The organism is Desulfovibrio piger ATCC 29098 (assembly GCF_000156375.1).
In the GTDB taxonomy this organism is placed as follows: domain Bacteria; phylum Desulfobacterota; class Desulfovibrionia; order Desulfovibrionales; family Desulfovibrionaceae; genus Desulfovibrio; species Desulfovibrio piger.
In genome coordinates this window covers 95,642-107,001 of the sequence record NZ_DS996354.1, presented here as the reverse complement: position 1 = coordinate 107,001, position 11,360 = coordinate 95,642, and the positions used below count along the sequence as shown (strand labels likewise).

The window sequence follows — 11,360 nt, the reverse complement described above, 5'->3', positions numbered from 1 at the left end:
TTCGGCGGCGGTGGCGTCAGAGCCGGACAGGGCGCTGTTGAGCAGGTAGCCGCCGGCAAGACCGGCCCCCACCCCCAGCAGGGCGCTGCCCATACCGCTACCCTGCGACTGGGGTGCGGCCATGGTCTGGCCGGGTGCCGCCGTCTGGCCATAGGGCATGCCCTGGGCCGTGGTGGGCTGGGTGGCCGTAGCCGCAGGGGACGTAGCCGTCCTGGGAGCTGTCGTCGTAGCCGCCGCTGCCGGGGCAGAGTGGTCTGTTGCGTGGCCGTCGGGGCAGGCTGCGTCACCGGTTTGCTGACCGTACGAGGACGCACGCGGTTACGCTTGACCGCCGCATCCGAACAGTCCACAGAAATCATGGTGCCAGCCACCAGAAGACCCAACAGCACGGTAAAAACCTTTTTTATCATCAAGCTATCTCCTTTAGAGAGGGAATGTCCACTAAAGCATAGTGATTCGGTTACTCCTTTTATAATGTAGACTATTCCCCTCCCGCAGGCAAGATAGAGGATGACAGGGGAAATACAGGCAGGAACTGCCGCCCTGCATTCCCCACTGCCGGGCCTGCTCTGATCTTTATGCCATACGGGACCCCGCATCTTGCCGGACGGGCCGCGCGTTTTCCCTCTCCGACAGGATGCGGAGAGCCGATGTATCTCTCTCTTCCCCCACGATCACACGGCCATGCAGGTTGCCCCACCGATAAACCACCGCCGTCATGACCCAGGCGACGGCCAGCATGAGAGCGGCTCCGGCCAGGCAGGGGACCACAGCGTACCAGAAGCCCAGTTGCCGTATCTGCTCACCGCCCGTTACGGCGATAAGGGCCGTGGCCCCTCCCGGCGGGTGCAGGGTCCCGCTCAGCATCATAACGGCGATGGCTGTGGGCACGCAAAGGCAGATGGCCCAGAAGGGCGGCAGCCATTGCGCGCAGGCCACACCGACCAAGGCAGAAAAAAAGTGCCCTCCCAGCAGATTGCGTGGACGGGACAAGGGACTGTCCGGGGCCGCGAACAGCAGGACTGCCGAGGCTCCGAAAGACCCTATCAGCATGGGGACGCCGTAATCTCCCACGACGAACCTGTCCAGAGCTGCTACCAGCAAAAGGCCGCAACAACTTCCCAGCCAGGCCCGCCCTATCCTGAGAGTACTGGCTCCCTTTCCTGCCAACCATCTTTGTTCGGGCATGCCGATCTCCTTGTTTGTGTTTGAAGGTATGACCTTCGATCCACAGGGAGATACCCGCATCACGTCCAGGATTCCGTGTGCGAGCGCACGAAAGCTGTCTTTTCCTGGCAATAGCAGGACCACTGCGCAGGTCCTCCGGCCTTTTCGGGCATCCCTATCCCAAAATGCTTTTCCCCTGCCGGCTCCGCCTTGATCTGCAGGGAACGCCCCGCTCCAGAAAGCGGTCAGGATATGCCGCCGTCCGCTCTGCCCGATAACTGCGTCCTGTCCACATTTTGGTATAAATCAAAAAAAAGATAACGATACCAAAATGATATATCTCAAACATCCATGACTGAGCGCTCAATCAATGAGCAGTATGATTATTTTTCACATTTTGGTAGAAAATAAGCATATCCAGTATATCCATTTGATTTTTCAAACTTATCCCGCATTACATCCCGTTTGTGCCGCAAAGCACATGCTTGCATGTCCATGCCATTTCTACGTTTTGGTAGAAATATGCCTTCCCCAACAAGTCATTTTCCCCTGTTTTGTCATGCCCCTTGCCTAGAAATAATTTTTTATAAGTAATTCCAGCATATTAAATAAAACAAACCTTCCTCGATACCGGTTATGGCACAGGGCTTGCTTTGTCCTGTGACGTCTGCCGCTGCTCGCTGTCTGAGAAAACGGCAATCATGTTTCCGCAGTGCACAAGTCCGGTACCTGTCGCACCGCCAGACCACAGGAAGGTTTTCCATGAATCCCGCAGACACCGCGTTCATCATTCTTTGCGCCACGTTCGTCATGCTCATGACCCCGGCCCTGGCCTTGTTCTACGGCGGGCTCGTCCGGTCAAAGAACATCCTCTCCACGTGCATGCACAGCTATGCCTCTCTGGGGATGGTCTCCATCCTCTGGGCCCTGTTCGGTTACTCCCTTGCCTTCAGCGGCGATATTTCCGGCCTCATCGGCAACCTTGACCATGTGTTCCTCATAGGAGTGGGGGGCGAAGCCAACGGCCCGGTCGCCAATCTGCCGCACAATGTCTTCATGGCGTTCCAGTGCATGTTCGCGGCCCTTACCGTGGCGCTCATCTCCGGTGCCTACGCCGAACGCATCCGCTTTTCGGCCATGCTGGTCTTTTCCGCGCTCTGGACGGTCTTCGTCTATTGCCCCATGGCGCACTGGGTCTGGGGCGGCGGCTGGATGGCCAAGCTGGGCGCCGTGGACTTTGCCGGTGGTGCCGTGGTGCACATGGCTTCCGCCGCAGCGGCCCTGGCCTGCGCCCATGCGGTGGGCCCCCGTACTGACCTGGGCAAGACGCCCATGATCCCCAACAACCTGCCCATGACGCTCTTTGGCGGCGGCCTGCTCTGGTTCGGCTGGTTCGGCTTCAATGCCGGCAGCGCCCTGGCTGCCAACGCCCTTGCGGGCCACGCCCTGGTCACCACCCATCTGGCCACGGCCGGCGGCATCTTCGGCTGGATGCTCCTTGAATACCTGCGCTTCGGCAAGGCCACGACCCTGGGTGCCATTTCCGGTGCGCTGGCGGGCCTCGTCTCCATCACGCCTGCGGCCGGTTTCGTGGGAGCCATGCCCGCCCTGGTCATCGGCTTTGCCGGCGGCATGATCTGCTACGGCGGCATCCTGCTCAAGAACCGTCTGGGCTATGACGACGCCCTCGACGTGGTGGGCATCCACGGTGTGGGCGGTACCTGGGGCGCCTTTGCCACCGGCCTGTTCGCCTCCGCCAGCATCAACGGCGTCAACGGTCTGTTTTACGGCAACCCGTGGCAGCTCGTGGTCCAGGTCATCTCCATCGTCGCCACCTGGAGCTTCGTTTACCTGGTCAGCCGCATCCTGCTGAAGCTGACGGATGCCCTGGTGGGCCTGCGTGTGGATCCCGCCTCCGAGATCCGGGGCCTGGACCTCAGCCTGCACAACGAACGCGGCTACACCCTGTAACTGTCGAGACCTCTCCACCTGCTGTCAGGAATATCTGGAGCCCATCATGAAAAAGCTCGAAATCATCATCCGTCCGTCCAAGTTCGAAGAAGTGAAGCAGCAGCTGACCACTATCGGCATCCACGGCATGAACTACAGCGAAGTGCGCGGCTTCGGCCGCCAGCACGGGCATACGGAAGTCTATCGCGGCACCACCTACGCCGTGGACTGCCTGCCCAAGATCAAGATCGAGATCGTGGTCCATGACGAAGCGCTGGAAAAGGTGCTGCAGGCGGTTTCCGTGGCCCGCACCGGCGAGATCGGCGATGGCAAGATCTTCATCTACGACGTGCTGGACGCCATCCGCATCCGTACCGGTGAACGCGGCCCCGCCGCCCTGTAAGGAACAGCTGTTCAACATTTTCCCGTTTTCCTCCCCATCAGGCCTGCCGCGAAAGGTCTCACCCTCTCCCCTTTCCGGCGGGCCTGAAAAAAGAGTTCCAAGGAGTCCCTCATGAATGCCCGCACTGATGCCATCCGGCAGATAGCCCAGAGCCACCCGGACCACCAGCCCCCCGCCACCGAGATCGACGCCATCTTCGGTTGCGACGTTTTCTCCCTCGACATCCTGCAGAAGCGCCTGCCCAAGCCCGTGTTCCGCATGCTGAAGGCCACCATCGCCCGCGGCGAACGCCTTGACCCGGACATCGCGGATACCGTGGCCTGCGCCATGAAAGACTGGGCCATCAGCAAGGGCGCCACGCACTACACCCACTGGTTCCAGCCCATGACCGGCCTGACGGCCGAAAAGCACGATGCGTTCCTGACTCCCACCGGTGAAGGCCGCGTCATCAACGAATTCTCGGGCAAGATGCTCATCTGCGGCGAGCCTGATGCCTCCTCCTTCCCGTCCGGCGGCCTGCGCTCCACCTTCGAGGCCCGCGGTTACACGGCCTGGGATCCCACGGTCCCTGCCTTCATCATCGGCCGCACCCTGCATGTGCCCACCCTGTTCTACAGCTATTCGGGCGAGGCCCTGGACCGCAAGATCCCGCTCATGCGTTCCATTTCCGCCCTTTCCCGGCAGGCCCTGCGCATCCTGCGCCTGTTCGGCAACGATACGGCCACCTTCGTGCGCCCCAGTGTGGGTCCGGAACAGGAATACTTCCTTGTCGACCGCCGTCTGGCCGCCCTGCGCCCCGACCTGCTGCTGGCGGGCCGCACGCTGATGGGCACCCCGCCCGCCAAGGGCCAGGAGATGGAAGACCACTACTTCGGCTCCATCCCGGCGCGCGTCATGGCCTTCATGCAGGATGTGGAGGACGCCCTGTTCCGCCTCGGCATCCCTGCCAAGACCCGGCATAACGAGGTGGCCCCCGGTCAGTTCGAGATCGCGCCCATCTACGAGGACGCCAATATCGCCACCGACCACAACATGCTCATCATGAACCTGCTGCACGAGATCGCGCCGCGGCATGACTTCATCTGCCTGCTCCACGAAAAGCCCTTTGCCGGCGTCAACGGCAGCGGCAAGCACAACAACTGGTCCATCAGCGATTCCGAGGGCAACAACCTGCTCGATCCCGGCAAGACCCCGCTGGACAACGCCCAGTTCCTCGTCTTCCTGGCCGCCGTGCTGCGGGCCGTGCACAAGCACAGTGCCGCCCTGCGTCTGGGCACGGTGGGTGCGGGCAACGATCACCGTCTGGGCGCCAACGAAGCTCCGCCGGCCATCATCTCCGTCTATCTGGGCGACATGCTGACCGACGTCATCGACACCATCATGAACGGTGTGACCCACAAGCCCGGCCGCACCAGCATGGAGATCGGCGTTTCCTCCCTGCCGCCCCTGCCCGTTGATCTTTCCGACCGCAACCGCACCAGCCCCTTTGCCTTCACCGGCAACAAGTTCGAATTCCGGGCCGTGGGTTCCTCCCAGTCCATCGCGCCGGTGAACATCGCCCTGAACACGGCCATGGCCTGCGCCCTGGACGACATCGCCACCGAGCTGGAAGCCACCGTGGGTTCCGGCACGAGCCTCAATGCCGCCCTGCAGGAGCTGCTGCCCCGCCTGTTCCGGGAACATCAGGCCGTGGTCTTCAACGGCAACGGATATTCGGAGGAATGGCCCGTGGAGGCGGCCCGTCGCGGCCTGCCCAACCTGGCCACCACGGTGGACGCCCTGGAACGCTACAACACGCCTGAAGTCATGGATGTGTTCCTGCGCCAGAACGTGCTTTCCGAGCGCGAGATGCTGGCCCGGCAGGAGATCCTGCTGGACACCTACGCCAAGACCATCGCCATCGAAGCCTCGCTCATGCTGGACATGTCCCGCACGCAGATCCTGCCCGTCGCCCTGCAGGAGCAGGCCGCTGCCGCCGATCTGGTGCTCAAGACCCGGGCCGTCAGCACCGAGGCCGCCATGGAGGAAGAGCGCTTCACCAGCCTGCGCGGCCATACCGTGGGCCTGAGCTGTGCCCTTTCCGCCCTGGAACAGCAGCTCGCCGCGTTGCGTGCCGCTGCGGACGCCCATACGGCCGCCCGTATCGCCCGCGACGGGGTTGTCCCTGCCATGCAGGCCTGCCGCGAACACTGCGACGCCCTGGAGCGCATGCTCAACGCCGCCGTCTGGCCGCTGCCCTCCTACGCGGAGATGCTCTGGCTGCATTGATCCTCTAACTGGTCTCTTTGTCTCCCCGGGCCGGGCATGACCATCCCCGCCCGGGGACGTTTTCCCTCCACTCCCCCAGCCTTCCCAGGAGTGACATATGAACGGTCTTTTCGATCCCCGCCGGGAGCATGATGCCTGCGGTGTGGGTTTTGTTACCTATCTGGACGGCCAGAGCCGTCATGACGTGATGAACATGGCCCTGGGGGCCATGACCCGCATGGCCCATCGTGGCGGCGGTGACGGCAGGAACGGTGATGGCGCCGGTATCCTCTTCCCCCTGCCGCGCGGGTTCTTCCTGCGCCAGTGGCCCGCGTTGTCGGTCTGCGCCGCGCCCTGGGCCGTGGCCCAGCTTTTCCTGCCCCGGGATGCGGCGCTGCGGGCGCTGTGCCTGCAGCGCTTCCGCGAGATCTTCACGGCCTGCGGCCTGCGCGTGGAAGACGAGCGCGACGTCCCTGTGCGGGAAGACGTGCTGGCTCCCGCCGCCCGCCAGACCATGCCCGGATTTTTGCAGCTGCTCGTCCTGCCGGACACCCGCTCCCCCGAAGCCGCCGAGCTCCATGATCCCGAAGCCCTTGAACGCCGCCTGTTCCTTGCCCGGCACATGGCCGAGAACCTGATCTGGAAGGAATTGCGCCGGCAGGGACAGGACACCCGTCTGTTCTATGTGGCCAGCTGCTCCTGCCGGAGCATCGTCTACAAGGGCATGCTCCCCGGCTCCCGGCTGGGCGAATTCTATACCGACCTGACGGACGAGGATTGCGCCGCGCCCTTTGCCGTGTTCCACGAACGTTTTTCCACCAACACCCTGCCTTCGTGGCCGCTGGCCCAGCCCTTCCGCCTAGCCGCCCATAACGGCGAGATCAACACCCTGCGCGGCAACGCGGCCCACATGGGCGTGCGCGAGGCCGTGCTTTCCTCGCCCCTGCTGGGGGCGCATCTGAAGGACGCCCTGCCGGTCATCAATCCCGACACTTCGGATTCCGGGACCCTGGACAATGTGCTGGAGCTGCTCGTCCGCGCGGGCTACACCCTGCCCCACGCCCTGATGATGATGGTCCCCGAGCCCTTCGGCCCCACCTTCGTCATGGGCGACAACAAGCGCGCCTTCTACGAATATCACTCGTCCCTCATGGAGCCCTGGGACGGTCCCACCTGCCTCGTCTTCACCGACGGCTGGCGGCGCGTGGGCGCCATGCTCGACCGCAACGGGCTGCGCCCCTGCCGCTGGAGCGTCTCCCGGGACGGCCTGATGGTGCTCGGCTCGGAAAGCGGCCTTGTGGACGTGCCTGAAGAGGACATCATCCAGCGCGGCCAGCTCCAGCCCCGGCGCATGATCCTGGCGGACGTGGAACATCACCGCATCGCTCCCGATGCGGAGATCAAGGGGCAGGTCATCCGCTCCCAGCCCTGGCGCCGCTGGCTCCAGAAGCATGCCGTACGCCTTGAGACCTTGAACAGCATGGGCGAAGAGAACGACACCGCACACGCCCTGCCGCCCCTGGAACGCCGCTTGCGTCAGGCCGGTTGCGACAGCGCCTGGCAGCGTCAGGTCCTCGTGCCCATGGCCGAGAACGCCCAGGAGCCCGTCTGCTCCATGGGGACGGACAAGCCCCTGCCCTGCCTCAGCGACGAGCCGCAATCCCTGTTCCGCTGGTTCAAGCAGCGCTTCGCCCAGGTGACCAACCCGCCCATCGACCCCTACCGCGAACAGCTGTCCATGTCGCTCATGGGCCATGCCGGACGTGCGGGCAACATCCTGGAACCGGGCCCCGAAAGCTGCGCCGTCCTGCGCCTGCCCCATCCCTTCCTCACCACGGACGACATGCGCCGGATCCGGGCCTCCCGGCGTCCCGCCGTCCGGGCCGTCACTCTTGACGCCACCTTCCCGGCCCACGGCGACGGGGAAGCCCTGCGCGCGGCCCTGGACCGTCTGTTCGCGGACGCCGAGGCAGCCATCGCCCAAGGCGCCACCATCCTTGTGGTGAGCGATACGGCCATGACGGCGGACAAGGCGCCCATCCCCGTCCTGCTGGCCTGCGCGGGCCTGCACCATCACCTCATCCGTGCCGGGCTTCGCCATGCCTGCGGCATCATCGCGGAAAGCGGCGAGGCCTGCGAGGTCATCCATATGGCACAGCTCATCGGCTACGGCGTCAATGCCGTCTGCCCGCACGCGGCCCTGGATGCCGTCCGCCGCATGGCCCGGGAAGGCCGCCTGAGTACGGACGCCGGTCCTCTTGACGAGGAAGACGCTCAGGAACGCTATATCAACGCCCTGAAGAAGGGCCTGCTCAAGGCTTTCGCCCGTCTGGGCATCTCCACCCTGCGCTCTTTCCGCGGATCGCAGCCCTTCGAGGCCCTGGGGCTGGCACAGGATGTCATCGACCGCTATTTCACGGGTACGCCCTGTTCCATCAACGGCATCGGTCTGGAGACGCTGGCCCGCGATGCCGCCCTGCGTCACGCGCAGGCCTGGGACGATGCCGGCACCTCCGCGGCCGCCCCTTCGGCACGCCTCTGGAGCCCCCGCACCGTGCGTGCCCTGCATACGGCCGTCAATGAAGAAATGGCCGGACAGGCTCCCTCCCCGGCATGGCAGACCTTCTCCAGCCTTTGTAACGGGCAGGAAGCCCAGGGCTTCACGCTGCGCTCCCTGCTGGAGATCGCTCCCGACCCGGCCCGGACGCCCGTCCCGCTGGACGAGGTGGAGCCGGAAGAGGCCATCCTGCGGCACTTTGTCGGCGCGGCCATCTCCTACGGCGCCATCAGTGACGAAGCCCACCGCACCCTGGCCGAAGGCTGCAATGCCTGCGGCGTGCCCTCCAACTGCGGTGAAGGCGGCGAGGATCCGGCCCGCAACACGCCCCGGACGGATGCGGACGGCCGTCGCCATGACGCGCGCTCCCGCATCCGCCAGATCGCTTCGGGCCGCTTTGGCGTCACGGCGGAATATCTTGCCCATGCGGAAGAGATCCAGATCAAGGCGGCCCAGGGTGCCAAGCCCGGTGAAGGCGGCCAGCTGCCCGCCTACAAGGTCACGGTGGACATCGCCCGCGTCCGTGCCACCATGCCCGGGGTCTCTCTGGTCTCCCCGCCACCGCACCACGACATCTACTCCATCGAAGATCTGGCGCAGCTCATCTACGACCTCCGCCATCTCAATCCTTCGGCCCGCATCTCCGTCAAGCTGGTGGCCGAAAGCGGTGTCGGGACCATCGCGGTGGGCGTGGCCAAGGCCGGTGCGGACTGCGTGGTCATCTCCGGCCATGACGGCGGTACCGGTGCCAGTCCCCATTCCGCCATCCACTATGTGGGCCTGCCGTGGGAATCCGGTCTGGCCGAAGCCCATCAGGCGCTGGTGACCTGCGGCATGCGCCGGCGGGTCTCCCTCCAGACCGACGGTCTGCTGCGCACCGGCCGCGACGTGCTCGTGGCTGCCCTGCTGGGCGCCGAGGAATTCGCCTTCGGGACGGCGCTGATGGTCAGCATGGGCTGCGTCATGTGCCGCAACTGCATGAAGGGCCGCTGCCCTGCGGGCATCGCCACCCAGGACGAAAAGCTGCGTGCCCGCTTCAAGGGCCGTCCCGAACATGTGGAACGCTTCCTGCGCCTGCTGGCCGGGGACGTGCGCCGCGAGCTGGCCTCCCTGGGCTTCCGCTCCCTGAACGAAGCCGTCGGCCATGCCGACCTGCTGGCACAGCGTACGGACATCACGGGCCGGGCGGCTTCCCTCGATCTCTCGCGCCTGCTCTGGACGCCTGACGCGGCCTGCGAACATCACGCCGGTGGTTTCCCCCGTGTCTGCGAACCCACGGCGCTGGAACAGGATCTCGATCAGGCTGCCGAACCCGTGCTGGCAGGCCAGTGCGATCATCTGCGCATCGAGCGGGCCATCCGCAATGTGGACCGTGCCGTGGGCGCGCGCCTTTCCGGCAGCATCGTCCTGCGCCACGGGGCCGCCGGTCTGCCCCAGGGCAGCCTGCATCTCCACTTCCATGGCCAGGCCGGGCAAAGCCTTGGGGCCTTCCTGGCCCCCGGCGTGACCCTTGAGGTGGAAGGCAGCGTCAACGACTACGCGGGCAAGGGCCTTGCCGGCGGCACCATCGTTGTCCACCCCGATGCCGGGGCCCGCTTCGTGGCAGCGGAACAGGCCGTGGCCGGCAACGTGGCCCTGTACGGCGCCACCGCCGGGGAAGCCTACTTCTGCGGCCAGGCCGGGGAACGTTTTGCCGTGCGCAATTCCGGTGCCTGCGCTGTGGTGGAAGGTGTGGGCGATCACGGCTGCGAATACATGACCGGCGGTACCGTCGTCGTGCTGGGACGCACCGGCTACAACTTCGCCGCAGGCATGAGCGGCGGCACGGCCTTCGTCTATGACCTGGACGAACATTTCCAGAACCGCTGCAACATCGAGAGCGTGGATCTGGAATCCATCTGGCAGGAAGAGGATCAGGCTCTGCTGCGCCGTCTGGTGGAACGGCACGCGGCCTGCACCGGCAGCGCCAAGGCCGCGTCCCTGCTGGCCAACTGGGATGCCGCCCTGCCGCTCTTCGTCAAGGTCATGCCGCTGGATTACAAGAACGTGCTCCGCCGTCAGGCGGAAGCCGCCCACGACGCGGAGACCGCCTCCGCCACCGAAGAAGTGTTCCATGCACGAGGAGAGAACGACCATGCGTAAGATCGCCTTCACCAAGATGGAAGGCTGCGGCAACGATTACGTCTATCTTGACGGGGTCTCTGAAGATCTGCGGCTCGCGGAAGGGGACATCCCCGTGCTGGCCCGTGCCGTCAGCGACAGGCATTACGGGGTGGGCTCCGACGGGCTGGTGCTCATCCTGCCGCCCACCTCACCGGACAGCGCCGACCTGCGCATGCGCATGTTCAATGCCGACGGCAGCGAAGCCGAGATGTGCGGCAACGCTTCCCGCTGCGTGGGACGCTTTGCCTGGGAACATGCCCTGACCGACAGGCCCGTCATCCGGCTGGAGACCCTGGCCGGGATCAAGCTCCTGCAGCGGGTGGACGATGCCGGGGGATGCCCCTCCCGTGTCTGTGTGGACATGGGCACGCCGGAACTGGCCCGGCAGCGCATCCCCGTCTGCCCCGACACGGCATCGGATCCCGAAAGTCCGTGTATCGGCCAGCCCATCCGGGTCCTGGATCGTGAATGGACCATGACCTGCGTATCCATGGGCAATCCTCATGCCGTGGTCTTCGTGGACGATGTGGATAGTCTGGACCTGCCTGTGGTGGGCCCGGCCTTCGAACACCATCCCTGGTTCCCCAGCCGCACCAATACCGAATTCGTGCAGCTCATCGATGCGGGACATGTGCGCATGCGCGTCTGGGAACGGGGCGCCGGAGAGACCCTGGCCTGCGGCACCGGCGCCTGCGCCGTGGCCGTGGCCTGCCACCTTACCGGCCATACCGGAAGGGAAGTGGCCGTGCAGCTGCGCGGCGGCACGCTGGACATCCGCTGGGACGAACGGACGGGACATATTTTGATGACCGGCCCGGCCCGCACCGTGTTTTCTGGAGAATACAGCCCTGCCCAGGGACAGGAGGACTAACC

At 64.9% G+C, this 11,360-nt stretch carries 6 protein-coding genes; 5 read left to right on the top strand and 1 reads right to left on the bottom strand.

Annotated elements, in window-relative coordinates; genetic code table 11:
* Positions 1–576: 576 nt before the first annotated feature.
* Entirely contained in the window at positions 577–1,188 is a 612-nt protein-coding gene (locus tag DESPIG_RS02545; protein ID WP_081446799.1) for an HPP family protein, read from the bottom strand.
* A 741-nt stretch (positions 1,189–1,929) separates the two neighbouring features.
* Between DESPIG_RS02545 and DESPIG_RS02540 the strand changes: the two genes are divergently transcribed.
* The 5 genes from DESPIG_RS02540 to dapF all read left to right on the top strand — a co-directional run bounded on the left by DESPIG_RS02540 (position 1,930) and on the right by dapF (position 11,358).
* A complete protein-coding gene (locus DESPIG_RS02540) occupies positions 1,930–3,138 on the top strand; it encodes an ammonium transporter (RefSeq protein WP_006004666.1) in 1,209 nt (402 codons plus the stop codon).
* 46 nt (positions 3,139–3,184) lie between these two features.
* Complete coding sequence (locus DESPIG_RS02535; RefSeq protein ID WP_006004664.1) at positions 3,185–3,520, top strand: P-II family nitrogen regulator; 336 nt, start codon at positions 3,185–3,187, stop codon at positions 3,518–3,520.
* Positions 3,521–3,631: 111 nt separating this feature from the next.
* On the top strand, positions 3,632–5,788 hold the full coding sequence (locus DESPIG_RS02530) for a glutamine synthetase III family protein (RefSeq protein ID WP_006004660.1): 2,157 nt from the start codon (positions 3,632–3,634) through the stop codon (positions 5,786–5,788).
* A gap of 97 nt (positions 5,789–5,885) precedes the next feature.
* Entirely contained in the window at positions 5,886–10,466 is a 4,581-nt protein-coding gene (gene gltB / locus DESPIG_RS02525; RefSeq protein ID WP_006004658.1) for a glutamate synthase large subunit, read from the top strand.
* Positions 10,459–11,358: a diaminopimelate epimerase gene (gene dapF / locus DESPIG_RS02520; protein WP_040369127.1), complete on the top strand. Its 900-nt coding sequence runs from the start codon at positions 10,459–10,461 to the stop codon at positions 11,356–11,358. Before gltB ends, dapF begins: the two co-directional genes overlap by 8 nt.
* Positions 11,359–11,360 lie beyond the last annotated feature (2 nt).